21 protein-coding genes and 1 pseudogene are annotated in these 26,875 nt (G+C 63.6%); 11 read left to right on the top strand and 11 right to left on the bottom strand.

The genetic code is table 11. The features are described 5' to 3' along the window. The first annotated feature begins 15 nt into the window (after positions 1-15). The 3 genes from V1286_RS21230 to V1286_RS21220 all read left to right on the top strand — a co-directional run bounded on the left by V1286_RS21230 (position 16) and on the right by V1286_RS21220 (position 5,622). Positions 16-3,138: an efflux RND transporter permease subunit gene (locus V1286_RS21230; RefSeq protein WP_334482289.1), complete on the top strand. Its 3,123-nt coding sequence runs from the start codon at positions 16-18 to the stop codon at positions 3,136-3,138. Positions 3,139-3,366: 228 nt separating this feature from the next. Continuing rightward, on the top strand, positions 3,367-4,698 hold the full coding sequence (locus tag V1286_RS21225; protein WP_334489816.1) for a hypothetical protein: 1,332 nt from the start codon (positions 3,367-3,369) through the stop codon (positions 4,696-4,698). A 15-nt stretch (positions 4,699-4,713) separates the two neighbouring features. Then, positions 4,714-5,622, top strand: a complete 909-nt coding sequence (locus V1286_RS21220) for a methylenetetrahydrofolate reductase (RefSeq protein WP_334482288.1) — start codon at positions 4,714-4,716, stop codon at positions 5,620-5,622. On the opposite strand, the gene V1286_RS21215 is transcribed toward V1286_RS21220, so the two are convergent. After that, the gene (locus tag V1286_RS21215; RefSeq protein WP_334482287.1) at positions 5,610-6,575 is read right to left on the bottom strand and encodes an amidohydrolase family protein; all 966 of its coding nucleotides are present in this window, start codon (positions 6,573-6,575) and stop codon (positions 5,610-5,612) included. The two genes, V1286_RS21220 and V1286_RS21215, sit on opposite strands and share 13 nt — an antisense overlap. A 275-nt stretch (positions 6,576-6,850) precedes the next feature. Between V1286_RS21215 and V1286_RS21210 the strand changes: the two genes are divergently transcribed. After that, the gene (locus V1286_RS21210; protein ID WP_334482286.1) at positions 6,851-8,446 is read left to right on the top strand and encodes an FAD-binding oxidoreductase; all 1,596 of its coding nucleotides are present in this window, start codon (positions 6,851-6,853) and stop codon (positions 8,444-8,446) included. A gap of 4 nt (positions 8,447-8,450) precedes the next feature. On the opposite strand, the gene V1286_RS21205 is transcribed toward V1286_RS21210, so the two are convergent. The 5 genes from V1286_RS21205 to V1286_RS21185 all read right to left on the bottom strand — a co-directional run bounded on the left by V1286_RS21205 (position 8,451) and on the right by V1286_RS21185 (position 12,868). Then, complete coding sequence (locus V1286_RS21205) at positions 8,451-8,798, bottom strand: hypothetical protein (protein WP_334482285.1); 348 nt, start codon at positions 8,796-8,798, stop codon at positions 8,451-8,453. Next, positions 8,788-9,888, bottom strand: a complete 1,101-nt coding sequence (locus V1286_RS21200) for a hypothetical protein (protein WP_334482283.1) — start codon at positions 9,886-9,888, stop codon at positions 8,788-8,790. The genes V1286_RS21205 and V1286_RS21200 overlap by 11 nt, the downstream gene beginning before the upstream one ends. Beyond that, positions 9,881-10,303, bottom strand: coding sequence for a hypothetical protein (locus V1286_RS21195; protein WP_108513111.1), 423 nt, complete (start codon positions 10,301-10,303; stop codon positions 9,881-9,883). The genes V1286_RS21200 and V1286_RS21195 overlap by 8 nt, the downstream gene beginning before the upstream one ends. Positions 10,304-10,350: 47 nt before the next feature. After that, positions 10,351-11,322, bottom strand: coding sequence for an alpha/beta fold hydrolase (locus V1286_RS21190; protein ID WP_334482281.1), 972 nt, complete (start codon positions 11,320-11,322; stop codon positions 10,351-10,353). Between the two features lie 130 nt (positions 11,323-11,452). Then, a complete protein-coding gene (locus V1286_RS21185) occupies positions 11,453-12,868 on the bottom strand; it encodes a TolC family outer membrane protein (protein ID WP_334482279.1) in 1,416 nt (471 codons plus the stop codon). Positions 12,869-13,213: 345 nt separating this feature from the next. On the opposite strand from V1286_RS21185, the gene V1286_RS21180 reads away from it, so the two are divergent. Then, positions 13,214-15,067, top strand: a complete 1,854-nt coding sequence (locus tag V1286_RS21180) for an acetyl-CoA hydrolase/transferase C-terminal domain-containing protein (RefSeq protein WP_334482277.1) — start codon at positions 13,214-13,216, stop codon at positions 15,065-15,067. A gap of 117 nt (positions 15,068-15,184) precedes the next feature. Here the strand turns inward: V1286_RS21180 and V1286_RS21175 are convergent, their stop codons facing one another. Both V1286_RS21175 and V1286_RS21170 read right to left on the bottom strand, forming a co-directional pair. Beyond that, positions 15,185-15,964, bottom strand: a complete 780-nt coding sequence (locus V1286_RS21175; RefSeq protein ID WP_334482275.1) for an enoyl-CoA hydratase — start codon at positions 15,962-15,964, stop codon at positions 15,185-15,187. A 112-nt stretch (positions 15,965-16,076) separates the two neighbouring features. Beyond that, positions 16,077-16,754 (bottom strand): hypothetical protein, encoded by a 678-nt coding sequence (locus tag V1286_RS21170; RefSeq protein ID WP_334482274.1) that lies wholly within the window; start codon positions 16,752-16,754, stop codon positions 16,077-16,079. Between the two features lie 370 nt (positions 16,755-17,124). On the opposite strand from V1286_RS21170, the gene V1286_RS21165 reads away from it, so the two are divergent. Together V1286_RS21165 and V1286_RS21160 are read left to right on the top strand one after the other, a co-directional pair. Further along, on the top strand, positions 17,125-17,670 hold the full coding sequence (locus V1286_RS21165; protein WP_334482273.1) for a sigma-70 family RNA polymerase sigma factor: 546 nt from the start codon (positions 17,125-17,127) through the stop codon (positions 17,668-17,670). 2 nt (positions 17,671-17,672) lie between these two features. Further along, complete coding sequence (locus tag V1286_RS21160; protein ID WP_334482272.1) at positions 17,673-18,311, top strand: DUF1109 domain-containing protein; 639 nt, start codon at positions 17,673-17,675, stop codon at positions 18,309-18,311. A 134-nt stretch (positions 18,312-18,445) separates the two neighbouring features. On the opposite strand, the gene V1286_RS21155 is transcribed toward V1286_RS21160, so the two are convergent. After that, entirely contained in the window at positions 18,446-19,558 is a 1,113-nt protein-coding gene (locus V1286_RS21155) for a DUF2336 domain-containing protein (RefSeq protein ID WP_334482270.1), read from the bottom strand. A 63-nt stretch (positions 19,559-19,621) separates the two neighbouring features. Then, a pseudogene (locus V1286_RS38975) lies at positions 19,622-20,768 on the bottom strand (GGDEF domain-containing protein). A gap of 419 nt (positions 20,769-21,187) precedes the next feature. Here V1286_RS38975 and V1286_RS21140 point away from each other — a divergent pair. The 4 genes from V1286_RS21140 to V1286_RS21125 all read left to right on the top strand — a co-directional run bounded on the left by V1286_RS21140 (position 21,188) and on the right by V1286_RS21125 (position 25,290). After that, positions 21,188-21,757: a sigma-70 family RNA polymerase sigma factor gene (locus V1286_RS21140; protein WP_334482265.1), complete on the top strand. Its 570-nt coding sequence runs from the start codon at positions 21,188-21,190 to the stop codon at positions 21,755-21,757. Beyond that, a complete protein-coding gene (locus V1286_RS21135) occupies positions 21,754-22,467 on the top strand; it encodes a hypothetical protein (RefSeq protein ID WP_334482263.1) in 714 nt (237 codons plus the stop codon). The genes V1286_RS21140 and V1286_RS21135 overlap by 4 nt, the downstream gene beginning before the upstream one ends. 38 nt (positions 22,468-22,505) lie before the next feature. Further along, the gene (locus V1286_RS21130) at positions 22,506-24,239 is read left to right on the top strand and encodes a S8 family serine peptidase (RefSeq protein ID WP_417021169.1); all 1,734 of its coding nucleotides are present in this window, start codon (positions 22,506-22,508) and stop codon (positions 24,237-24,239) included. 538 nt (positions 24,240-24,777) lie between these two features. Beyond that, positions 24,778-25,290, top strand: coding sequence for a TIGR03809 family protein (locus tag V1286_RS21125; RefSeq protein ID WP_334482261.1), 513 nt, complete (start codon positions 24,778-24,780; stop codon positions 25,288-25,290). A 24-nt stretch (positions 25,291-25,314) separates the two neighbouring features. Here V1286_RS21125 and V1286_RS21120 read toward each other — a convergent pair whose 3' ends face one another. After that, positions 25,315-26,685 (bottom strand): TIGR03808 family TAT-translocated repetitive protein, encoded by a 1,371-nt coding sequence (locus V1286_RS21120; RefSeq protein WP_334482259.1) that lies wholly within the window; start codon positions 26,683-26,685, stop codon positions 25,315-25,317. Positions 26,686-26,875 lie beyond the last annotated feature (190 nt).

Genomic DNA, 26,875 nt, shown 5'->3' with positions numbered 1-26,875 from the left:
AAAGCTCCGGTCTGAATGGATCGCCTGGTCGCCCTAGCCGTCAGCCGCCGTTATTTGATGGTTGGCATGTTCGTCGCCGTGCTGGTCGGCGGCCTGATCGCATTCAAGCAGCTCAACATCGAGGCCTATCCCGATCCGACCCCGCCGATGGTCGACATCGTGACGCAAAGTCCGGGCCTGTCGTCGGAAGAGATCGAACGCTACATCACGATACCGATCGAGACCCAGGTTGCCGGCATCAAGAACCTGCGCACCATCCGCACCATCTCGCTGTACGGATTGTCCGACGTCAAACTGCAGTTCTCGTTCGATTACACCTATGAAGAGGCGCTGCAGCAGGTGTTGAACCGGCTGTCGCAGCTTGCGCCGTTGCCGGGGAATGCGCAGCCGACCATCTCGCCGCTCAGTCCGACCGGCGAGATTTTTCGTTACCGCCTGAAAGGCCCGCCGAATTACAGCGTGCTCGACCTCAAGACGCTGCAGGACTGGGTGTTGCAGCGCCGGTTCCGCGCCGTGCCCGGCGTCGTCGACGTCACCGGCTGGGGCGGCAAGACCAAGACCTACGAACTGCAGGTCGATTTCAACAAGCTGGTCGCCAACGGGCTGACGTTGCCGCAGGTGCTGCAGGCTGTTTCCAACGCCAACATCAATGTCGGCGGCAACACCGTCAACATCGGCGCGCAATCCGCCGTGGTGCGCGGAGTCGGCCTGATCCGCTCGATCGACGACCTCAACAACACTATGGTGTCGCAGTCGGGCGGCAATCCGGTGCTGGTCCGCGACATCGCGCATGTCACGATCGGCGAAAAGCCGCGGCTCGGCATTGCCGGCCTCGATCAGGATGATGACATCGTGCAGGGTATCGTGCTGATGCGCCGCGGTGAGCAGAGTTCGCCGACCATCGCCCGCGTCGAAAAGCTGGTTCACGAGATCAATCATTCCTCGATCCTGCCGCCCGGCGTGAAGATCGAGCGGATCTACGACCGCAAGGACCTGATCGACATCACCACGCATACGGTGCTGCACAACATGGTGGTCGGGATCATCCTGATCGTGCTGCTGCAGTGGATCTTCCTCGGAGACTTGCGAAGCGCGCTAATCGTCGGCGCGACGATTCCCTTCGCGCTGTTCTTCGCCGTCATCATTCTCGTCCTGCGCGGCGAATCCGCCAACCTACTGTCGGTCGGCGCGATCGATTTCGGCCTGATCGTCGACGCCACCGTGATCATGGTGGAGGCGATCTTCCGGCGGCTCACGCAGACCACCGCGCTCTCCGCGGCCGAGCAGAGCCACATCTCCTTCGACACCACGATGGGAATGAAGAGCCACGCGATCATGTCGGCGTCCGCCGACGTGTCGCGCTCGATCTTCTTCGCCGCCGCCATCATCATCGCAGCCTTCCTGCCGCTGTTCACGCTGAGCGGCGTCGAAGGTAACATCTTCGGGCCGATGGCGCGGACCTATGCCTACGCGCTGGCGGGCGGATTGCTCGCGACCTTTACCGTGACACCGGCGCTGAGCGCGATCGTCCTGCCCTCGCATCTGGAAGAGGCCGAAACCTGGGTCGTGAAAAAGCTCGACCGGCTTTATGTGCCGGTGCTGAAATGGGCGGTCGCGAACCGCAGGATCGTGCTCGCCGGCGCTGCCGTGCTCGTCCTGATGACGATTGCGTTCGCACGGCTGCTGGGACTGGAATTCCTGCCCAAGCTGGAAGAGGGCAATCTGTGGATCCGCGCCACGCTGCCGCCGACCATCTCGCTGCAGGAGGGCAACGCCTACGTCAACGAGATGCGCAGGATGATCCGTGCGCGTCCCGAAGTGGAATCGGTGGTATCGCAGCACGGACGCCCCGACGACGGCACCGACGCTGCCGGCCTCTTCAACGCGGAATTCTTCGCACCCTTGAAGCCCAATAGTGAATGGCCCGGCACCCGCGACAAGGACGAACTGACCGCGCAATTGCTGGGGCAGTTGCAGGACAAATTCCCGGGCGTCGAATTCAACTTCTCGCAATATCTCCAGGACAACGTCTCGGAGGCGGTCTCGGGCGTCAAGGGCGAGAACTCGATCAAGCTGTACGGCAACGATCTGCAGGCGCTGACGGATACGGCCAACAAGATCAAGTCCGTGCTGAGCACCGTGCAGGGCGTCACTGATCTTGCGGTGTTCACCTCGCTCGGCCAGCCGACTATCCAGATCGATATCGACCGCGCCCGTGCCGCCCGCTACGGCCTGTCGCCGGGCGATATCAACGCCACCATCAAGGTCGCGGTCGGCGGCGACAGCGCCGGCGATCTCTATGAACCCGGCAGTGACCGGCATTTCCCGATCATCGTTCGGCTTGCCCCGGAATACCGCAAGAGCGCCGAAGCTATCCATAACCTGCGGATCGGCGTGGCAGGGCAGGGCGGCGCGATCACCCAGATCCCGCTCAGCGAGGTCGCCTCGATCAATCTGATCTCGGGCGCCGCCTACATCTACCGCGAGCAGCAGGAACGCTATCTGCCGATCAAGTTCTCGGTGCGCAACCGCGACCTCGGCAGCGCGATCCAGGAAGCGCAGGAAAAGGTCGCAGCCCAGGTCCAGTTGCCGCCGGGATCGCGGGTCGAATGGGTCGGCGAATTCGGCAATCTGCAGGACGCCATCAAGCGGCTGTCGATCGTGGTGCCGATCAGCCTCGCGCTGATCGGCGTGCTGCTGTTCTTCAATTTCGGCTCCATCGTCGACACCCTGCTGGCCATGAGCGTGATCCCGATGGCGATCTTCGGCGGCGTGCTTGGTCTGTTGATTACCGGTATCCCCTTCAGCGTGTCGGCCGCGATCGGCTTCATTGCGCTGTTCGGCATTGCGGTCATGGACGGCATCATCATCCTGTCGCAGTACAACCAGCTGATCGACGAAGGCTATGAGCGGATGCGCGCGGTGATCCGCACCGGCGAACTGCAATTGCGGCCGGTGCTGATGACCTGCGTGGTGGCGGGTGTCGGGCTGTTGCCGGCGGCGCTCTCCGAGGGGATCGGTTCGCAGGTGCAAAAGCCGCTGGCGATCGTGGTCGTCACCGGCATGATGCTGGCGCCGATCGTGATCCTGGTGACGCTGCCGGTGCTGATCTCGGTGTTCTCGCGACGGGCGCGGTAGATGCGCTGTGGGCACATGCCCATGTTTCCTGCCCACTCGGTTTGTGGTTGACGCAATCCGGCGGCCGTCCCTTGATACGGCCAAGGACAACCGCAGGAGACAGCCATGCGGATCGAGGGAAGCCAGGGATCGAACGGCGGGCAGAACGGCCACGCGCAGCCGGCGAAATCGGCGCCGACGGCCGAGCAGATTCTCGGCGAGATCCGCGACTTCTGCCGCGAGACGCGCATGGCCGAATCCACCTTCGGGCGGCTGGTGGTCAACGACGGCAAGCTGGTGTCGCGGTTGCGCGACGGCGCCAGGATCACGACAGGCACGCTCGACAAGGTCCGCGCCTATCTCGCCGAGCACCGGTCCGCTTCGAGCGAGGCGACAGGCCAGCCGTCACCGGCCGCCAAGCCGCTGAACGGCGCGGGCGCCGCCAACGCCGTCGCGCCGCCGGGCTTCCGATTCTTCGACAATCGCCAGAAATACCTGCTGTTCGTCTCCACCTGCAGCGAGAAGAGCGAGGTCGGCAACCGCATCTCGCTCGAGCTCGGCAATCTGCAGCCGGCGCCGCCGGCGCTTCGCATCTTCGATGCCGGCGTCGGCGATGGCACCGTGCTGTCACGGGTGATGCGGGCGGTGCATGCGCGCTTCCCCACCATGCCGCTCTATGTCGTGGCGAAAGAGATCAGCTACGAAGACGTCCGCCTGATGCTGGAGAAGATGGCGGACCGCCTGTTCGAGCATCCCGCCACCGTGCTGGTCGTGACCAACCTCTATTACGCCGAGGCGCCATGGCTGACGCCGCGCTCGGTGACGTCGGCGCAAGGCCTGATCTGGAAAGATGTCACGCTGACCGGCAACACCGCGCATGGCTTCGCCGAGCAGATCGGCGAGCTCGAAGGCTTCCTCGCCGAGAACTGGCGCGCGGGCATCAGCCCGACCACGGGCAATCCGGTCTATCAGCGCCCCGTCATCCTGACGCTGCGGCGCGAGGATCATTCCTTCCTGCTTGATCCGATCATGCCGCGGCCCGGCCGGGTGATGGCCGACTATGATCTGGTCATTGCTTCGCAGCCCTATCGGGCGCGGGCGAGCGTAGAATTCAAAGCTTCAAAAGTGTTGACGCCGCTGGTCAGGTCGCTGCGGCCGGGCGGGCGGCTGATCGGCATCCATTCGCACGGCAAGGATCCCGGCATCGAGATCATCGATCAGGTCTGGCCGGGAGATGATCCCTTCAAGACCGATCGCTACGCCATCCTGCGCCAGGTCAAGCACGAACTCGGCGCGGCGGCCCGGCACTACAATTTCAACGCCTCATCCGATGCGCGCTCGATCTTCCGCTACCGCATGCACACGCTGCCGGACGAAGTCAGCGGACCGATCGGGACGTCGACGCTGTTCGCGGCCTGGAACGCTGCGATCTACGTGGCGCAGATCGAGGACAACAGGTTGTCGGAGGTGGTCCGGGACGGCCGCTACCTCGAAGCCACCGACCGCGTGCTGAAGAAGCATGGCGGCTTGTGGTTCAACGACGAAACCTATGTGATCTCGCGCCGCCGCGCGCCGGCATGACCCTAGGAGGCGCCCGTGACCGTCTCCGATCCGTCATCCCCGAGACTAGCCGCGCTGCTGTCGTCGGCCTCAGTCGAAATCTCCTCGAGCGGGCATCAGATTGCGGAACTGCGCGATCATTTCGCTGCCGGCACGGATGTCACCATCACGTTCCTGCCCGGCGATCATTATCGCCACAATGTCGGAACCGCCACGGCGCTGCGCCGGGCAGGCTACAACCCGGTGCCCCATATCGCGGCGCGTGAAATGGCTTCGCGGGAGGCGCTCGACGATTTCCTGGCGCGGGCGCGGGGCGAGGCCGGTGTGTCGCGCATTGTCCTGATCGCGGGCGACGTCGCCGCTGCAAGGGGCCCGTTCAAATCGACGCGCGATGTCTGCGCCAGCGGATTGATCGAGGCGCACGGCATTGCCTGTGTGAGTGTCGCCGGTCATCCCGAAGGTCATCCATTTCTCGAATTGCGCGACGCGCTGAACGGGCTCAAGGCGTGGCGCGACTGGGGAGGGCAGACCGGAACTCGTGTCGATGTCGTCACGCAATTCTGCTTCGAGAGCACCCCGATCCTGCAATGGATCGCTGAACTCGATCGGGCCGGCATCGATCTTCCCGTGATCATTGGCCTTGCCGGTCCGGCCACGCCGGCGACACTGACAAAATTCGCGCTCCGCTGCGGCATCGGCAATTCCATCCGCGCGCTGCGGGCCCAGATCGGCCGGTTCGGCCGCCTGCTGACGGATACCGGGCCGGACGATGTCGTCAGGGGATTGCGCGGCGCGCCTGCGGTCGCAACGGCTTCGATCGCGGGATTTCACCTGTTCCCGTTCGGCGGCCTGCGCAAGGCCGGCAACTGGCTGCGCACCTGCGACCGCGACCCGTTCGGACCTGAGCGGGCCGCGATGTCGAGCGCCGGGCTTCAGAACCCGTAAAGCTGCGCCGGATTGTCGACCAGGATCTTCTTGCGGATCGCAGCATCCGGCGCCCACACCGGCAGCTGGTTCAGAAGCCGCCCGTCATCGATCTGGAATAGCGGCGTCACGTCGGAGATCTGCTTGCCGGGCGGCGTGACGGAATCCGGGTGCGGCCAGTCGGTGCCCCAGACGATGCGATCTGCATTGGCTGTGATCAACGTTTGGGCGAGTGGTATGCAGTCGGCAAAATCAGGGGCCAGCTTCGAGGCGCGATAGGCGCCCGAGATCTTCACGTAGGCCTTGCCTGATTTCACGAGGTCGACGAGATCGGCAAAGCCCGGCTGCTCGATACCCTGGGCGGCCTGAGCGCCGCCGAAATGATCGAATACGACCGGCACCGGCGAGGCCATGACCAGGTCCTTGACCGCGGTAATCATCGGCATGTTGGTATAGATCTGCACATGCCAGCCGCGCGCCTTCATGCGCTCGACGGCGGCCGTGAAGCGTGGCCTGGCGACGCTCGGATCATTGACGCCGCCGGTTGCGAGATTGAGGCGGACGCCGCGAATGCCGGCCTTGCCCATCAGGTCGAGATCGCTCTCCGACGTCTTGTCGTCGATCACGGCGACGCCGCGCGCGGTCGGCCCGCGCGCCGCCATGCCGAACAGCGTGGCCGCGTTGTCGGTGCCGTAGATCGAGGGCGTGACGATCACGACGCGCTCCATGTGCAGCGCCTTGTGCAGGGCGGTCATTTCCTCCGGCGAGGCCAGTTCGGGTGTATAGACGCGGCCGGAGAAGAACGGGAATTTCTCAGGGTCCGGATGGATATGGGTGTGGCAGTCGCAGGCGCCTGCGGGCACGTCGAAATTCACCGGCGTCGCGGGCTGCGCCGCTTTGGCGGAGGCGGTTCTGTTGTTCATGATCACTCCGGCTGCGATGGAGGCAAGCATCATACCGCGTCGCGTCAGCATTGGTGTTCTCCCTGGATAATGTTTGTTGATTGTTAGTGTCCGGACAGGCCGTCATGCCTTCGACTTCAGCGTTCCTCCTCGGCGCCGGGCGTTGCTTCGCCCTTTATGGGGTCGGGAGATTATCGGGAGAAGTGAGGCGCGGGAAGGGCGGCCGTCGTCTGGCTGCATTGGGTTATCGGTTCAGTAACGCTGCCGACCTATCGAACCGGAAGGCGCTCCGATTTGACTAATCATCCGCCCGCCCGGAATATCTCGTAATCCTCTGGAATCAGTTCATGCGAAAATTTTCACAAAAGTTCAAAACCGGCGTGTCCGTTGCCGCCGTGGTTGTCGTGCTGCTTGGCATTTACAGCTATCGCAAGCTTCAGGCGCTGGCAGCGGATCCCACCGGCGAAAAGGATTGCGGGCCTGCGGTCGGCGGCGAGCAAGCGAAAATCGACCTGGAGCGGATCAAGGCGATTGCGCCGCTCAAGGACGTGAAATGGTCGCAGCTCGGCGGCAGCATCAATGATGCAAGCTGCCTCAACAAGACCGAAATCTACGGCATGGTCGAGGTGCGCAGCGTCGAGGATATCGCAAAGACCCTTGCCTTTGCGCGCGACAACAAGCTCTCGGTAACGACCGCCGGCGTACGTCACAGCATGGGCGGGCACGCGTTCCGCAAGGGCGGCGTCGTGCTGGACATGCGCGGCTTCAACAAGATCGTGCTCAACGAGAGTTCGCGATCGGTCACGGTGCAGCCGGGCGCGACCTGGCACGATATCCAGAACGTGCTGCACCCGCGCTTTGCGGTCCGCGCCATGCAGTCGACCGATATTTTCAGCGTCGGCGGCTCAATCTCGGTCAATGCCCATGGCATGGACCATCAGGCCGGTGCGCTCGCCAAATCGATCAAGTCGATGAAGGTGATGTTGGCCGATGGTTCGCTGCGCACGGTATCTGCGACCGAGAACAAGGACCTGTTCAACCTCGTGGTCGGCGGCTACGGCTTGTTCGGTGTCATCGTCGAGGCAGAGCTCGATATGTCAGACAATCTGGTCTACCAGACCGGGCGCCGCATGATGGACTACAAGGAATTCCCGGCGCTGTTCGCCAAGGAGATCGAGAAGGACGGCAATATCGGGCTGATGTATGGCCATCTCTCGACCGCGCCAAGCTCGTTCCTGAAGGAGTTGCTGCTCTATACCTACACCAAAGTCGACGGCACCGATTTCAAGCGCGAATCGCTCGGCGAGGTCTCAGGCACCAAGCTCCGGCGGCTCACCATCAACCTGTCCAAGCAGGGGCCGCTGTTTCAGGAAATGAAATGGCTGTCGGAAAAGCACATCGAGCACCGGATGGAGACCTGCACGGTGACGCGGGCGCAGGCGATCGGATCGGCGGAAGCCTGCCTCGTCAACCGCAACGACCCGATGCACGATTCCGTGCCTTACTTGCGCAATTCGCTGCCTGACGACACCGACATCCTGCACGAATATTTCATACCGCGCAGCCAGTTCGTCTCGTTCGTCGACGGCATGCGCAAGGTGCTGACCGACAACAGGACCAATCTGTTGAATGCGTCGGTGCGCGTCGTGCATCAGGAGAACAATTTCCTGACCTATTCGCCGGAGCCGGCGTTCTCGCTGGTGCTCTACATCAACCAGACCACCGATGACGAGGGCAACCGGCGCATGAAGAAGGCGACGGAAGAGCTGATCGACCTCACCATCGCGCACAAGGGTCGGTTCTTCCTGCCCTACCAGCTCTACTATTCGCGCGACCAGTTGCAGCGCTCGTACCCGCAGATCAACGACTTCTTCGCGGCGAAGCGGAAGTATGATCCGAGCGAGCTGTTCACCAATACGTTCTATCAGAAGTACGCGTCGTAACGCGTCAGAGCTGCGCGGTGGATCGCTTAGGCGAGAGGCCGCTGCAGCCGCCGGCCTGTTCGGCGTCCAGGACCAGCAGCGCGCCCGCTGCATAGAGGCGGGCGACAAAACCGGCATCGTCGGAACGCGCGATGGTAAAGTAGTCGTTCGAGACGAGGATGCGTCCGTTGGCCTTGGCGATGGCTGCCAGCGCCTGTGACTGTGGACCGACAATGGCCATCGACTTGCCGGGGGCCGAACCGAAGGTCAATGCAACGACGACCGCGAGCCAGCCAAAGACGACAAGGGCGATCGCGCCGGCAATGCGGCCCAGTGGCAACGCCCGGTGCTGCTGACGCCTGTCAGTAGTCATATAAGTGCTCAATGCTCGCGCCCCTGGCCTTGAGCTCGCGGTTGATATCCACGAGGCGGTCGATCCTGGCTTTCAGGCCGGCCCTGCGAAACCCGGGGCGGGCATCCAGCTCCTGCGAAAACAGCTCCGTCGTGCCCTTGATGTCGAGTTTTGCAGCATTGGGCGCAACCACCGTGATGAAGATGTCGTGATTGCCCGCGATTTCCGCAAGGCCAAATCCCTGGTCCAGCAGGCTTTGCAGGATCTCGGTGAAAGCCTTGTAGCGCGGCGTCTGCACCAGCTGCCATTGCGGTGTCAACGCGCGGACCGGCTTGATGCGCGGTTCTTTCGCCAACGCGGCAGGCGGCAGCGTTGCCACCGCGAACATGATGTCGCGCGGCTCGTTGTCGCCGCCGGCGTCGAGCGCCTTCTGGATCAGCGCGGCGTAGCCGATCTTGACGAAATATTCCGCGCCGAGCGCGAAGTTGCGCTCCCAGCTGCGCAGATTGCTCGACGTCGGCGCCGAGATCGCCATCAGGCCGTCGAGCTTTTCGCGGAACGGATATTTGTACCAGGGGACGGTGTAGAGGAAGGCGGCATAATCCTGCAGCACGGCGCGGCCAAACTCGTCCTGGGGCGTGCGCTTCTCGCCCCTGATCCATTCGAACACCCGTCCGATGGTGTTTTCATAAAGTCCCTTGATGGCGTATTCGGCGGAGTAGCTGATGCCGATCACGTAGATCATGGTCTTGACCTCCGTGAGCTGCTCGCCGGTTGCGGGCACCGCGCGGTTGATGGTGCAGAAGCTCTGCCAGAACCCGAAGATGTGACCGAGATAGTTGAAGTGGCTTTCGCTGGAGCGGTCGAGGAAGCGGCCGAAATCCTCGAAGGAATAGACGATGTACCATTCAGGGAAGGTGAAGAAGGTGTTGTTCAGTTTGCGCCGATAGCCTGCCTCATCGATCGCGGGCAAGGTCACGGCCGGTGTACTGGCCGTTGCAGCGCCGGAAGAGGGGCGGCACGTCCCCTCGATATAGGCCAGCGGCACAAGCACCGACAGCGCGATCAGAATCGCGATGCCGGCCAGGATGCGCCGCAACCATTTAAGCATGAACAGCGGTCCGCGTCCGCGGCGCGAGCATAAAGCCGATCAGTATCGCCACACCGCCGAGGCCGAGATGCGGGGCATTGGCGAAAAACCGCGTCGCGAGCGGCAGGTTGAGGACGCCGTTGATCAGGATGCCGAAGTCGAGATAGCCGCTACCGGTAGCCAGCCCGAGCAGGCCATCGGCAAAATAGAACACGCCGAACAATTGGAAGAACAATTCCGAGGCGCGGCGCGAGGTGATCGCCGCCGCCGCAGCCCACAGCGCCGAGACGAGATGCAGCCCGTCGGCGTACCAGGTGCGGCGAAACAGGCCGAAGATCATGTCATTGGCGTCGATGAAGGCCGGGATGTAGCCGGTGAGGATCACGAAGCCGAGCAGGGCGGCATAGCCCCAGGCGCACAGTCTGATGATGTCCATGATGTCTCCGGCGGCGATCTGCAAGACTTGTCGAATCTCTGCCCAGTCTAGAGTTTTCCGAGTGTCTTGAGCAGGGCATCGTTGAACATGCCGGGGTCCTCGATCTGCGGAATGTGGCCGAGCCCCGGCAGCAACGTCAGGTCCGTCTCCGGCGGCAGCAGCGTTCGGAGATCGAGAGCCTGCTCGACGGGGGTGATCGTATCTTTGTCGCCCCACAGGATCGCGACGGGGACTTCCAGCTTCGCATAGGCATTGCGGTCCGCGCTCGCGGCACTGGTGTCGGCGCCGAGGAAATAATACAGCCAGTCGGCGATATCGCTGGTGCTGTCGCGCTGCGTCAGCGGCCTTTGCAGGATCGCGACATATTCCGGCAGCGCGCGTTCCTTCTTCGCGATCATCGATTGCAGCAGCATTTGCGTCGCCACGGGATTGGTGATGGTCAGCGACACCAGGATTTCGCGAATCCATTGCGGCTGGATTACCCAGGGCGCGGCCGATGGCGCAGCCGTCAATCCGAGCGCCGCATCGACCAGCACCAGCGCGCGCGTCCGATCCGGATATCGCATCACGAGTTCTGTCGCCGCACCGGCGCCGAAGGAGTGCCCGACGATGATGGCGGGCTCAGCTTTCAGTGCATCAAGCACATCGTTGATCCGGGCGGCTTGGTCCTGCCGCGTGTAACTGCCGGAACGGTCCGAGAATCCAAACGGCGGCAGATCGAGGGCGATCACATGAAAGCCTGCCGCGGCCAGCGCGTCGCTGGTACGACGCCATAGCTCGCTCCAGGCCGCCGTGCCGTGAAACAGCACCACGGGAACGCCGTCCTCCGGACCCTTCTCCTGCACGAAAACGGCGCCTGAACGCGTCGGCACCAGGTGGCCGGTCTTTGGCGCCAGTTGGGCGCGCACGCCGGTCTCGCGTATCGACGCCGCCATGCGAAATGAGATGATCACAAGGATTGCGGACAGGAGCAGGACCAACAAGCCGTTAGCCGACCAGCGCAGAATGTTTGCAACCACGAGGCCTCGCAAAATCGATCGATCAAAACGGGGGACGAAAACGGACGGGGTTTTAGGCCAACGCGAATGGCTGGCGACTGAAAATACCAGACATGATCAGCGTCCGGTTAACACCGGGGGAAAATACAACCTACTGCCCCGACGGTGTCCGCAGGCCGTGCCAGGCGTCGCGCACCTGATGGTAGTGCACTTCCGGCAGATAGTCCGGCGTGTTGAGGCCGAGGTTCTTGACGTCGAGCCGGCCGATTGCGCTCAGCAGCGTATAGGAGGCGATCACGCGGTCGCGCTGCGCGCCGATCAGGCGAGCCTTTGCCAAGATCAGGTCCTGCTGCGCATTCAGCACGTCGACCGTCGTGCGCTGGCCGCCAGCCGCCTCCCGCTGCACGCCCTGTAGCGCAACGGTGGCGGCGCGGACTTCGGCTTCCGATGCCGTGACCGCAATCTTGGCGCCTTCATTGGCGACCCAGGCGCCGACCGCAGCAGTGCGGGCCTGGTTGCGGAATTGATCCAGCACCTGGCGGCTTTGGGCCGCGACTTCCTTGGCCTGTCGGGTCTGCGAGGCCGCCATACCGCCATCGTAGATCGGTTGCGTGAGCTGGCCGGTGACCGAAGCCTGGTCGGTCCCTGAGCTGCTGAGGGTAGGATCGGACTGCCTGCTGCGGCTGGCGCTGCCTTGCAGCGTGATTGTTGGCATCAGGCTGCTTTCGGCGACGCGGATGGAGGTCGAGGCGACGTCAAAGTCATAGCTCGCCGCCATCACCGCGGGGTGCTCCCGGAAGGCAAGGCCGGTGGCGTCATCGCGGCTGCGCGGCAAGAGCCGGTCCACGGTTTCAGCGGGGCGGAGCGAGTTGGGCGCGTTGCCGATCACCTGGGCATAGGTCGCCTGGCTGATGGCGAGGTTGACCTCGGCGGCATTCAGATCGGCGCGGCCCCGGCTCAGGCGCGCCTCGGCCTGCGCGGTGTCGGTTGGAGTGACGTCGCCGGCATTCAGACGTTTCTGGGTGATGCCGAGCGTTTCCTGCAGAAACGCGACGTTGGCGCGCTGCGCTTCGACCAGCGATTGGTTGGCGAGAACATTCGTATAAACGGTGACCGCGTCGAGCAGCACGCCTTGGCCGACGTTGCGCAGGGCCTCGCGACCGGATTGCACCTGCAGTTCGGCCACGCGCACGCTGTTGGCTGTCTTGAAACCGTTGAACAGCGTCTGCGTCACGGTGATGCCGACGGTCCAGGGCTTCAGGTTTGCGGACTGGATGGTGTTGTCGGGCAGCAGGTTCCGTACCGACTGAAGGCCGGCGGAGAGGCCGGCGATGATCTGCGGCCGGTAGGCCGAAAGCGCCTGCGGCACGTTCTCGTCGGTGGCGCGCTGACGCGCCCGTTCCGCATTGAGAGTGGGATTGGTCTGGTAGGCCTTGGCCAGCGCCTCGGGGAGGTTTTCGCCATGCGCGGCCGGCGTTGCAAACGCAAAGCAAGCCGCCGCAAGGCAAATGCCCGATCGAAGCAACCGCCTTTCAACGTGGCCAACCCTAGCGGCACGCTTAGCCATTTGATCCCGTAGCCAACACAAGAATGTGATAACCCTGCTTCGAGCCATTCCGCTCTATCTGCTTGTTTGGGCATGGTCTTCGTGAACGCCGGTCACCCGTCATTCCGGATCATGCATTGCTTGTCCGCCCCCGCCGACAGCCTCGGCTCGTCTACCTGTTTAGGGGGCGTCGCCGCTACAGGCAAACTGCCGCGCGACATCAGTACATTAATTCGGTGAAAATCAGCGCTTGGCTGTTGCCGGTTCGTCACAGACGAAGTTCGGCGCCAAATACGCTATAGCTTCGCTGGCTGGCGTCCGATTCAGGGCGGTTGGCTCCCCAGCTATGCCCGGGTCCGCAACTCGATGCCAAAACTGTTTTCCGACCCCGAAGCGATCGCGGAGGATATCATCCGCGATGTCGGAACCAACCTCGTGGTCGGCTTGCCGCTCGGGCTTGGCAAGGCCAACCACATCGTCAACGCGCTGTACGCGCGCGCCGCCGCCGACCGCGCGATCAACCTGACGTTCTTTTCGGCGCTGACGCTGGAAAAGCCGCGGCCCTCGAGCCTGCTCGAACGGCGCTTCATCGGCCCGGTGATCGATCGCCTGTTCGGTGGCTATCCCGACCTCGCTTATGCCGGCGCGCTTCATGCAGGCGAATTGCCGCCCAACATAGAGGTGATCGAGTTCTTCTTCCTGGCCGGCAAATGGCTGCACGTGCCGTTCGCGCAAGAGCGTTACATCTCCGCGAACTATACCCATGCCTCGTCCTATCTGCTGACGCGCGGGCTGAATGTCGTCACCCAACTGGTCGCGAAGCGTGTGGTCGATGGCGTGACGCGCTACAGCCTGAGCTGCAACACCGACACCACGCTCGACATCCTGCGCGCCCGCGGGCAGGGCCGGGCATCGTTCAAGCTGATCGGCCAGGTCAATTCCGAGCTGCCGTTCATGCCGGGCGCCGGCGATCTGCGGGGGGACGAGTTTTCCGCTGTTCTCGACAGCCCCGCGACCGACTTCCCGCTGTTCGCGCCGCCGGCCGAGCCGGTCAGCGACACCAAATACGCGATCGGGCTTCATGCAGCCGGCCTCGTGCCCGACGGCGGCACCTTGCAGATCGGCATCGGGCAGGTCGGCGATGCGCTGGCGCAGGGGTTGATCGTTCGCCACCACGACAACGCGCAGTTCCACGCCATCATGAAGCGGCTTGCGCCAGGAGCGGCACCTGCGGAGAGCGCGCCGTTCGCGAGGGGGCTTTATGGGGTCAGCGAAATGCTGATCGAGGCGTTTCTCGGCCTGATCGACGCCGGAATTCTCAAGCGCGAGGTCGATGGCGTGACGCTGCACGGCGCGTTTTTCTTGGGACCCAAATCGTTCTATCGCGCGTTGCGCGAGATGCCGGCCGAGCAACTCGCGCGCATCCAGATGATGCCCGTATCCTTCACCAACCAGCTCTATGGCGACGAGGATGCCAAGCGCCGGGCGCGCGTTGGCGCCCGCTTTGTCAACACCGCGATGATGGCGACGCTGATGGGGGCCGCGATTTCGGACGGCCTCGAAGACGGCCAGGTCGTGAGCGGCGTCGGCGGCCAGTACAATTTCGTTGCGCAGGCGTTCGCGCTTGAGGGCGCGCGATCGGTCCTCGCGCTGGAAGCGACACGGCAGGCGGGCCGCAAAACGCTTTCCAACATTCGCTGGAATTACGGGCACCAGACCATCCCGCGGCATCTGCGCGACGTGTTCGTCACCGAATACGGCGTTGCCGACGTCAGAGGCAAATCGGACGCCGAGACCATCGCGGCGATGCTGGCGGTCACGGATTCCCGTTTCCAGGATGAACTGGCCGGGATCGCCAAGGATGCCGGCAAGCTGCCGAAGAGTTTTGAAATTCCGCGCAGCCATCGCGAGAATTTTCCGGAGCGGATCGCGCAAGCCTTAAAGCCTGCGCGCGATGCGGGGCTGCTGCTGTCATTCCCGTTCGGCAGCGATTTTACCGAGGTCGAGCAACGGCTGATCCCGGCGCTGCAATTGCTGCGAGAAGCGCAGCGGACACCGCTGCTGTTGCCCGGGTTGCTGTGGCAGGGGATGCGGCAGGCGCCGGACGCCTCGAACCGCGAATGCCTGGCGCGGTTGGGTCTCGATCGCCCGACGACGTTTGCCGAGCGCGCCTACCGCGCGCTGGTCAACGCGGCGCTGGCGCGGAGTGGGGCGGGATAGACGCCGGTGCCGTAGGTGGGCAAAGCGCAGCGTGCCCACCATCGCTTGCACCGAACGTTGGAATGGTGGGCACGGCGCAAGTGCGCCTTTGCCCACCCTACAGAATCCGAGCAAGCCCTACCTGTTCTTGTTCACCGGCTTGCGCTTCTCGATGAACGCCGCCATGCCCTCGGAGCGGTCTTCCAGCGCAAAGGTCGAGTGGAACAAATTGCGCTCGACATTCATGCCTTCCGACAATGGCGTCTCGAACGCGCGGTTGATGGCCTCCTTGGCCATCGCGGCCGCGGGATGCGACATCGAGGCGATCTTTTCGGCAGCCGAGAGCGCCTCTTCCATCAACTTGTCCGCCGGCACGACGCGGCTGACGAGGCCGGATCGCTCGGCTTCCGCCGCATCCATCATGCGCCCGGTGAGGCACAGATCCATCGCCTTGGATTTGCCGATCGCGCGCGTGAGCCGCTGGGTGCCGCCGATGCCGGGAATGGTGCCGAGCGTGATTTCCGGCTGGCCGAATTTTGCAGTGTCGGATGCGATGATGATGTCGCACATCATGGCGAGTTCGCAGCCGCCGCCGAGCGCATAACCGCTGACCGCCGCGATGGTCGGTTTGCGGCAGGCGGCGACGCGGCCGCCGCCGATCGCGGCGAAATCGCTGGAGAACATGTCGATAAAGCTTTTCGGCTGCATCTCCTTGATGTCGGCGCCGGCGGCGAACGCCTTTTCGCTGCCGGTGAGCAGGATGCAGCCGATCTTGTCGTCGGCCTCGAGGTCGTCGACGGCTGCCGCGATCTCGCGAAATACGCCGAACGACAGCGCGTTGAGCATTTTCGGCCGGTTCAGCGTGATGATGCCGACCGCGCCCTTGCTCTCGACAATGATGTATTCGAACGTCGCCATGATCCACCCCGGTCCTGATCTTGTGGGCAATGTGCCCGCTGCCGGGGTGGGCATCAAGTGGGGCGGGAACGGATCCCTGACGCGGTGTGGCCCGCGTCCGGTACGCCGGTAGCTACGCCATGAACATCCGCGCGGCCGACGCCACCGTCAGCAGCGCGCCGAAGGCGATAAAGATCTTTCCGATCAGTGAGGTCTTGTCCAGAGTGGAACTATCGTTATTCGCGGCTTGGCCGGTCTCTGATGCCGGTCTGCTGGTCGAGGCCATCGCAACCGTCTTAGTGGAGGGGACGTCCTGCAGCTGCAGCGCCCGATCGGTCTCGTTGAGCTGGTCGGGGGCCGCCACGGCGGGATCGGCCGGCGCCTCCGCGTCAGCCGGCTTGTCCGCCGCCGCCTGCAGGACCGTGTTGGCTTTCTCGGACATGGCCGCCGACATCCCCTTGGCGCTATCCGGGGCCGCATCGGTGGCAGTCATTTGCGCGTTGGCGTTGGCGAGCCATTGGGGAATCGCGGGCGGGGTGGCGCCGCTCGCATCGGCGACCTGCTTTTCGTCGGCTTTCTTGTCCTCGGTGGATTTCGATGCCGTGCGCGTGTCTTTGCGATGGGCGTAGCGCTTCTTCAGGTAACGCGAACCCGATTTGACGGACTTGCCGGACGTCGCATTCTCCGACTTCGAGGTCGGGGCGCTATCCGTATCCGTGCCGGCAGCCATCGCCGCCGGTGGTCCTGCGAAACTTACCAAAAGTCCTGCTGCGAGAATCAAGGCCGACCGCGCGCTGGCTTTGATCGTCATGTAGAAATCTCCCCATTGGCGCCCGCCCATCCACGAAAAAAGACCCCACGCCGTGTCCACAGTTCGGCAGAAAAAGGGAATCTTCGGGCAACACCGGGCAAAAGCTGGGCAATGGTGTTGCAGCGAGCATGTGCCGGCGGCATTTTTGCCGGGCCGACCTCCCTCGGCAGGGGCTGCGCTGGATGCGAGCCTGTGCAATCGATGTTATGAGCCTGCCGTCGGCGCAGCCGGCCGTCCCGATTCCCGAATAGGGCGCGGGGCCGGATGGTGCTGGGCCTTCTGCGTCAAGACTTTCGATCACGACTTCGTGATCGGATCGTCCTGATGTAACAAATTGAAAGATCGATCGAATTGCAGGGTAGGAGCGCTCTTGCGTGAACGGGATGACGAATGGACCGGCCTGATGCGGTCGGCCATTGCGGGCGACAGTGCGGCGTATCATCGCCTGCTCAAGGCCGTCACGCCGGTGCTCCGGGCCGCGGCGCGCCGCGGTCTGGCGCGGGCAGGGCAACCGGTCGATCAATCCGAGGACATCGTGCAGGACATTTTGCTGGCGGTCCATCTCAAGCGGCACACCTGGGACGTTACCGCCCCATTTGCCCCATGGCTGTTTGCAATCGCCCGCAACAAGCTGATCGATGCGTTGCGCCGCCGCGGCCGGCGCATTTTCGTCGACATTGACGATTTCGCCGAAACGCTTCCGGGCGAGGCGCCGGCCGAGACGGCGTCGGCGAGCGAGGTCGCCGCCCAGCTCCAGACGCTGCCGGCGCGGCAGCGCGACGTGTTGCAGTCGATCGCGGTCGACAGCGCCTCGATCAAGGATACGGCGGCGAAATTTTCGATGACGGAGGGCGCGGTGCGGGTGGCGTTGCATCGCGGCCTGACCAGCCTGACGGCGAAGTTACGGGAACAATGAGAATGGATACCGATCGTCTCATTCGAACGCTGGCGGCCGACAACGAGCACCGTGCGCGCCCGGTGGGATACGCGCTGATGCTGGCGCTGCTGGCCGCGGCACCGGTCTCGCTGCTGATGTTCTTTACCGAACTCGGCGTCAGGCCCGACGTGATGGTTGCGATGCGCAATCCGTTCTTCGATCTGAAATTCGCGGTGACGCTGGCGCTGGCGATTGCGGCGATTGCCGTCAGCCTGCATCTGTCGCGGCCCGAGGCCTCGCTGCGCGGATTTGGCTGGCTGCTGCTGGCCCCGGTGGGGATTTTGAGCGCGGCGATCGGCGGCGAGATGATGATGCCGCAGCGGCTTCCGATGATGACGCGGCTGGTCGGCAAGAACTCGTGGGTCTGTCTGACGGCGATCCCGCTGATGTCGCTGCCGCTGCTGGCCGGAGCGCTGCTCGGATTGCGTCATGGTGCCCCGTCGCGGCCGGCGGTCGCCGGCGCCATCGCCGGACTGTTGTCGGCGGGACTGGCGGCAACGCTCTACGCCTCACACTGTACCGATGATTCACCGCTGTTCGTCGCGACCTGGTACACGATCGCGACCGCGCTGGTGACCGCAATCGGCGCGCTCGCCGGAGCGAAGCTGCTCAGATACTAGGCGCCGGCAGCGTAGCCCGGATGGAGCGGAGCGTAATCCGGGACTCTTTCGCTAGGGGCAGGAACCCCGGATTTCGCTGCGCTGCATCGGGGCTACTAAGCTGAATTCACGCCGTAGGCTCAGGTACTAGGCGCTCACGCCACCGGCGCGTTCTGTTGCATGCGATGGAAGCGCAGCACCTGCTGCGCCGTCGACGGCCGCAACCGCTCATAGGTGTCCTGGCAGGCCATAAGATCGGCCGGCTCCGCGCCGGACAGCTTGTCGCGCATCTTGATGATGGTCTTGACCGTCGGCCACGACAACCCTGCGACCTTCGCCAGGATCATCACGCCTTCGGCCCGGCTTTCGATCATCATGTTCTCGGCGATCGCCACCGGCACGTTGGCGAGCGCTGCGATCGAGGCATTGGCCTCGTCGAATTTCCCGGCACCGGCAAACGACGCCACTTCGGATTCGTCGAGCCGGCCGTCCTCGTACAGGGACTTGACCAGCGCATGTGCAATCTCCGTGTCCCTGGTGATCGTCGAGGTCGCCGAGCGCGCGCGCCGCGTTGCCTCCCTGACCACATTCGGCACCTCGGCTGCCTGCTGCGGGTTGGCGGCCTCCAGCCGCTGCCGCACCGTATCGGAGGCCTTGGCGAGCAGTTTCAGATAGAGATGCCGCGGCACGGACGGACGCAGCCCGATGCAGCTCGTGAGATTGTCGTCGCCTTCGGCGCGGCTGACGAGGCGGGTAAAGCCGCGCTCGGTGAACTCCGCGCCCGGATTGTTCACGGTCGACTGGATCACCTCGTCGTTGCCGCGCTGGACCAGCACGTCAGTGACCGCGCCGCTCAGGGTCCTGCGGGTCGAAATCGCCATCAGATGCGCCTGGCTCTTGCTGCGCGCATTCTCGATCAGGGTCTTGTCGTCGAGCCGCATCGACTGCGACAGCACGGGACCTGCCACCTCGATGACATCATCGAAAGCAAGCGCGCGGATGGTGAGCGGCGGGGCGGTGTCGACCGCGGCGAGACGGTTGGCCAGGAGCATCCTGGCCGAGGTTTCGATGTGGTCGATCAGGCACTGGAAGACGTCGTCGAACAGCCCGACCTGCTCGTCCGAATAGTCCACCGCGCCGTTGATGAAGAGATCGGTTACCCGGCGCAGGGTCTCTACCCGGCGAGCGACGGTTCCGTGCGCGAGCGTCGACTGCAGCTCATCGAGCAGACTTCCGGGAGAAGGGGACTTGGCGGCTTTCGAAATCATGACTCTGTCCTGGAGCAAAAGCTGGCGGCGTATTCTGCGCCGCCGGAGCTGAAATATGTCGGATCAGGCGCGGGTAATGCGGTTGCGTCCCTGCGCCTTGGCTGCGTAAAGCGCGCTGTCGGCGCGCGCGAGAAATAGGTCTGACGTCTCGTTCGGATTAAGCGTTGCAACGCCGGCCGACATCGTCACCTTCATGCCCGGCGAGAACGCGCTCCAGTCGAGATCGGCAATAATGGCGCGCAACCGGTCGAGCGCCCGCATGGCCTGGTCGGCGTCCATGTCGGGCAGCACCAGCAGGAATTCCTCGCCGCCATAGCGGCCGAATCGGTCGACGCTGCGGACGTTGGCGAACATGGTGATCGAGAATGTCCGCAGCACCTCGTCGCCGGTCGGATGGCCGTAGGCGTCGTTGATGCGTTTGAACCAGTCGAGGTCGATGAGCGCTATGGAGCAGGGCGATCCGCTGCGGGTCGCGCGGGCGATCTCCTCCTCCAGCATTCGCATGATGCAGCGCCGGTTGGACGCCCCCGTCAATTCGTCGAGTTCGGCAAGCTCCTCGATCCGCTTGTACGCCGCTTTCAGTTCGAAGCTGCGGTCGTAGAGCATCTTGCGCATGGTGCTGCCATACAGTCCCACGAAGGCGCACTGTCCGATCGTGAGGACAAAGGAAAGCATGGCCGCGACGCGTTCGGTCTGGGTGGTAATCGGCAGGCCGATCGGGGTGCTGCTGAAGAGGAAGATCGGCGCCAGGCCGATCATGGTGAGCGTCCAGGAGGTGATCGCCTGCCACGAGGTCATTCGCAGCGCGCCGAACCCGAAAATGAGAAATTACCACACTCAGGAAGGCAAATCCGATTTCAGGCGCCGCCAGCAGGAAACAGAGCTGAAGCGCGACGTGGCCGGCAACCTGGAAGATCGTCAGATAGTGGTCTTCGAACCGGTCGTTGAAGTTGGCTTCCGACAACACGACAAAGACCGAGACCAAGCCGATGCCGGAAAGGAAATAGGTCGACGGAATGACGATCGAGATGGTGCCGGCGTAGCAATAGGCCAGCAGCACCGAGGTGATGAGCGCATAGCTGACGACCTGGACGGCCAGCATGTGCCGGCGCTGGCCGACCCGGCGCTTCAATACCTCCGGCGGCAGTCGGACCGGCGTGGCCGTACTGTGGGAGCCTTGCCCCTGAAGCAATGAAGCCGCGCTGCTCATGTCCCGTCGCTATTGGAGGATACCCGACGAAACTTTAGGGAATAAAGCCTTTAGGTTTGGTATCTTTTGCAGTCGAATCGGGTCCGTTAAAACCCTGCCATTGCACTGTTTCGTAACGGAAATCTGCCGAATTCCGATAGCGCGAAACCCGCTTGCGCGGGAAACCTTTGTGCGTACGCAGATGCTGCCCCGCCGGCGAAGCCTTGCTAAGGTTGGGGCGGCGCGTCTTTAAGAAAGTTTTTCCGTATTATGGTACCAATTATAGAGTTCAGCTCGTCTTTGCCGGGAAAATGGCTTGGTAATGTCCGTCTGTGCGGTAGGTCACACATGCGCTCCGGACATTGCCGTAATGTGAAGAATCTCACCTTTCACATCGAACCGCCGGCCTCTCCCGTCAGACCAACTTTGCGAGATGGCCATTGAACGCGGCACAGGCGGCTTCAGACGAAATTCTGATCGCTCGGATCGCTCAAGGCGACCGGCTCGCCATGCAGGTGCTTTACGGAAGGCACCATGTCAGGGTGTTCCGTTTCGGGCTTCGGCTCGTAAGGGATGAACAGATTGCGGAAGACCTCATCAGCGAGGTTTTTCTCGATGTGTGGCGTCAGGCCGGCAAGTTCGAAGGCCGATCCGCCGTTACCACGTGGCTGTTGGCGATTACGCGGTTCAAGGCCCTTTCGGCACTAAGGCGCCGCAAGGACGTTGGACTGGACGACGAGACTGCGAACGCGATCGAGGATACGTCCGACGATCCCGAAGTGGTGGTGCAGAAGAAGGATACGGGTGAAGCGTTGCGCAAGTGCCTGACGGCGCTTTCGCCAGATCATCGGGAGATCGTCGATCTCGTCTACTACCACGAGAAGTCCGTGGAAGAGGTGGCCGAAATCGTCGGAATTCCGGAGAACACCGTCAAGACGCGCCTGTTTTATGCGCGCAAGAAATTGGCCGAGTTGCTGAAGGCAGCCGGCCTAGAGCGAGGTTGGCCATGATGGCGGCGAGCAAAAAAATGCTGGATCACGAGCCCAGCGAAATCGAGATGCTGTTGCCGTTCCACGCGGTCGGCACCTTGAGCGCGCGCGATGCACGCCGCGTCGAGGAAGCGCTCGCCGGCGATCCCGAGCTTGCCCGGCAATACGCCGTCATCCGCGAGGAATACGCCGAGACGATCAGCCTCAACGAGAGCCTCGGTGCGCCGTCCACGCGCGCCATGACGAAGCTGTTTGCCGCGATCGACGGAGAGCCCGTGCGCAAGCCATCGCTTTCGGTCAGCCTGTCCGCCCGGATATCTGAATTTTTCGCACGGTTGTCGCCGCGCACGCTGGCCTGGTCGGCGAGCCTCGGCGCCGTGGCGCTGCTGTTGCAGGCCGGCGTGATCGGCGCCGTGCTGATGAAGAACCAGACCGCTTCGTTCCAGACCGCCTCGCTCAGCCTGAACGAGCCGTCGTCAGCGCCCATCACCCGCGATCTTGCAGGTAGCGCCGCGCCGACGCGCGCGCTGGTGCGGTTTACGCCGGAAGCGCGCATCGCCGACATCACCGCGCTGCTCGACAACTACCAGGCCTCGATCGTTGACGGCGCCAAGGGCGGCATGTTCCGGCTGCAGTTCGGCAACAAGGCGATGAGCAAGGACGAAGCCGCCGGCCTGCTCGCCAGGCTGCAGCGCGAGAAGATCGTCAGCCTCGCGGTGGCAACGCCGTAAGAATCTGCCGGCGCGCCGCCCGGGAAGGCCGAGGTTCCATGGTTCACGATGGTCCGAATTGGCTGATGAAGACGCGCCGCGCGGCATTGATTTTGTCGGCGGCGCTTTTGCCATTGATGGCTTTCGCAGCCTCGGCGGTTCATGCGCAGGGCATCATGCGCACGCCCAATCTCAATGTCGGGGTGCGGACGCCTACCATCAATCCAACGATTACGCCGCGGATCAATCCCGGTGTTGCGGCCCGGCCGAGTATGAGCGCCGATCGCGTGGCGCGGACGCCGCCGTCCCGGATCGGCACCATGAGTTCGACTCTGCGAGTCCGCCCGGGGGCCGGCGTGCCGTCTAGGCTGCCCCATGCGCGGTTTTCGCCCAATCTCTATCCGGCCTGCCAGAACGCGTTTCGCGGTCCCGACGGCGAATGCTTCGATCGTCCGGTTATGTCGGCCGGCGACGGCAACGGCAGTTCGGCCAAGAAGGGCAAGGGCGGGTCGCGCAATGACAACGTGCAGGCTGCGGTCAATACGCGCGCGGTCCAGAACGAGCTCGTCGCCGAAATCGACGGCGCGTTATCCACCGCCGAGGCCGATGAGCTGGCGCGGCGTCACGGCCTGGAGCGCATTTCATCGCAGAGTTTCCCGCTGCTCGGCGGCACCATCGGCCTGTTCCGCATCGTGGATCGGCGGCCGGTGGACACCGTACGCCGCGAACTCGCCGCCGACGGCAGCGTGCGCTCGGTGCAGCTCAATTTCCGTTACTTCCTGCAGGATCAGAAGAAGCCCGCGATCGAGGGCGACGCCGCGCAGTACGCCGTCGCCCAGCTTCGGTTGCCGCAGGCGCATGCGCTCGTGCGCGGCATGAACGTCACTATCGCGGTGATCGATTCAGGTGTCGACGTCAAACATCCCGAACTCGCCAATTCGGTCGCCGACAGTTTCGACGCGCTCGGCAGCAAGGAAGGTCCGCATGTCCACGGCACCGGCATTGCCGGCGCGATCGTCGCGCACGCCAAACTGATGGGTAGCGCGCCGGAGGCGAGGTTGCTCGCGATCCGCGCATTCGGCATGGGATCGAAGGGCGCGGAGAGTACGTCCTATGTGATCCTGAGGGGATTGGACTACGCGACCGAGCATGGCGCGCAAATCATCAACATGAGCTTTGCCGGCCCGAAGGATCCGCTGATCGAGCGGGGAATCGCCGCCACTGCGGCCCACGGCATCCTGATGGTGGCTGCGGCCGGCAATGCCGGCGCCAAATCGCCGCCGCTCTATCCAGCCGCCAACCCGAACGTGATCGCGGTGAGCGGAACGGACGCGCAGCAAAAGCTGTTCGCGGCGTCCAACCGGGGTAACCACATCGCGATATCGGCGCCGGGCGCCGATATCTTCCTGCCGGCGCCGGATGAAAAATATCAGATCACGTCGGGCACCTCGTTCTCCGCTGCCTATGTCAGCGGCGTTGCGGCGCTGATGCTGGAGCGCAATCCTGCGTTGAAACCAAACGATGTTCGTGCGCTTTTGACGAAGACCGCCCGCGATCTCGGCACTCCCGGCCGCGACGATCAGTTCGGAGCAGGGGAGGCCGACGCCTTTGCCGCGGTCACCGCGGCGACCGCCCCGCCGGCGGTTCCGCTTGCCTCCGTTTCCGGCAAGCCAGCGGAAGAAAAAACGCCGACGCTCGACCCGTCTGCCGATAACGCTTCCGTGAACCGGGCGCTGAATGACTCCCCGCCGTCGATGGCGTCGGACAAATCGGCCGCAAACGCTGCAAAATAGCCCGCTGCGCAGTGATTTTCCGGCAATCGTTCCCGAACACAAGGTTAAAAAAATCGTCCGGCGTTTTGAACGTCCGGCGAGGGTGCTGCGACTTATCTATGTGGGAGCGGTAATCCCTCCCCATCGGCTGTATTCGGCGCGAGCGCCCATCCACCCCAAGCGCCCCATATGGCTTGACCCGTCCGGTTGTCCCCCCGGACGGGTCTTTCATTTTCGGCACAGGTTTCTTGGAAGAGTGCGTCGCGTGCGGCGCAGTCCCGGCTTTGCAGACCGCAAGCTCTCCGTCTGTTTGCGTGACGCCCTGATAATTCCCCGCGTGGCTTTCAGACGAAATGATCGAGCGTACTTCGCAACACGGCGGCTTGACGGTGGATAGAGCTGACAACTCCGTATTTGTGCGGATTTCTTCGATCGCTGCGTGGCTCCGTAGCTCCACGTACTGGACAAGGAGAAAGTTTTCCACAGAATATAGCTGTCACGTTCGATTGATTCGTTTCAGGTTGCGTCTTGCGTCCGTCTCTCTTTTACGGGCTGATTTATGGCACATCCTGCAGACGTGGCACGTGGCCGCAACATTGTTGCGCGCTGGTGCAACCTTGCCGAGCAACGGCTGGAATACCTTACTGAACTGTTCGAGACCGGACGCTGGCGCCGATATCACACCGAGCTCGAATTTCTCGAAAACATCCAGGAAGCCAAGGCCGCCGTCGAAACCTGGCGCGACCTGTTGAGCCGCGAAGCCTCGCTCGAAAACACGGCGATCGATCTGGCCTGGCTTGGCCGCCGCCGCACGACGCCGCGGCTGCTGACGCCGCTGCCGCGCGATGAAGGGTTCCGTCAGCCGGTTGTGCACCTGCAGCCGGCGCCGATTGCCGTAACGCCGCCGCGCGAAATTCCCGCGGATGTTCTGGTCGCGCTGGAAAGCCGGCTCGCCGTGGCGGACGAGGCGCCGTCCGTACCTGACGCGCCGGCGCTGGATGAGGTGCCGTTGCCGCCACTCGATTTCGACACGATGAAGGAACGCTATCCGCTGCTGCGCAACGCGCTGTAAAGCGGCGAGAGGGGGCGGCGCGAACTAGCGCCGCACCGCGTTGCCCCCGACCACCACCTGCGCGTAACGCTGCGCGCCTTCGGCCGACAGGTCGGTCGTGATGGTGCGCGCATGATCGAGGCCGACCACGGCGCCGCGCGGGGTTTCCGAAATCATGTTGTTGTTGACGAGCGCCGTTCCGGCGCCGGGCATTACTGACACGCCGACGCCGACAAAGGCGTTGCGGATCACGTTGCCTGTAATGGCGACGTCGCGCAGATACTTGCCCCAGCCGGCGATGATGCCGAACGAGGGCGCGTTCTCGATCACGTTGCCTGTCACCGTCGAGTCCGCCTCGACATAGATGCCAATTCCGGCATCGTCGTCTGGCGCGGTGCCGATCGGCCGCTTCGGCAGCAGGTTACGGATGATGTTGCCCTGCACGACGGCGATGCGGCCGCCCTCGTTGAAATTGCAGACGGAGACGCCGACGGCCGCGCCATCAACGGTGTTATTGGCGATCACGGCGCCTTCGAACGCGAACTCCGAATAGAGCGCGACCTCGCGGACATTGCTGACGCTGTTGCCGGTGATCTGGATGTTCGAGGCCGAATTGCCGCGCACCGCAGAGTAGTCGCAATTCTTGATGCGGTTGCCCCGCACGATCACATTGCCGGCGCGGAACGCATTGATGGCGTTGCCATACTGCCCGGAGCCGCCGGGCCCGGCCTTGATGTCCTCGATGCGATTGTCGAGAACGAGCGTGCCGTCGTCGCCGATCGACGTGCGCAGGATCTCGATGCCGTTGTCGTTGGTATCGATGATGGTGTTGCGCGAAACGACCAGGCCCAGCGCGTCGAACGATACAACCGCTGTTGTCGCGATCTTCCTGAAGATGTTGCCGGAGATGTCGCCGGAGACCTGCTCCAGCCAGATACCGTTGCCGCCGCTGGCCGCGATTTCGCAATCGGCGATGCGGACGTCGCGTCCGCCGAGGCAATGCACGAGCCCGCGCCGCTCCGGCAGCGGAATGCCGCCGCCATCGAAGGTGATGCCGGTCAGGCCGACACTGTTGGCGCCTTCGCCCTGCAGCATCGAAGGGCCGCCGTTGAATATGAGCTTGGTCGCGCCGCGCACGCCGACCAGTTGCGTGCCGTTCGAAAGGCGCAGCATGCCGGTGCGATAGACGCCCGGCGGGAGTGCCAGCGGCATTTGCGCGCGCGCGGCTTCGTCGATCGCGCGTTGCAGTTTCGCGGTTTGATCGTCGGGGCTGCCGGGACGCACACCATACTGCGTGACGTCGCGCCCGAGCGCCGAGGCGGGCGGCGCCGCGCGCGCGGGCTCCGGCGACATCGCAAGTGCGCCTGCTACTCCGGTGGCGGATGCTCCAATGAGATGGCGGCGATTCATGTCCATGGTGGCCCTCGCGCAATGCAGATCGCGGCATTTGCATCTTCATAGGTATCGCGAAAATGCGGCCGGGCATGGTGAGGACCGGGAAGAAAGGCGGCGATTGTTCGGGGTAGGGTTAATGTTGGGTACGATGGCGGTCGGTAGGGTGGGCAAAGCGCAGCGTGCCCACCATTTCCATTTGGGAAGCGTAGTG

It is taken from the genome of Bradyrhizobium algeriense (assembly GCF_036924595.1).
In the GTDB taxonomy this organism is placed as follows: Bacteria; Pseudomonadota; Alphaproteobacteria; order Rhizobiales; family Xanthobacteraceae; genus Bradyrhizobium; species Bradyrhizobium algeriense.
The sequence above is the reverse complement of the archived record's forward strand: the minus strand, read 5'-3'. Positions and strand labels throughout refer to the sequence as shown.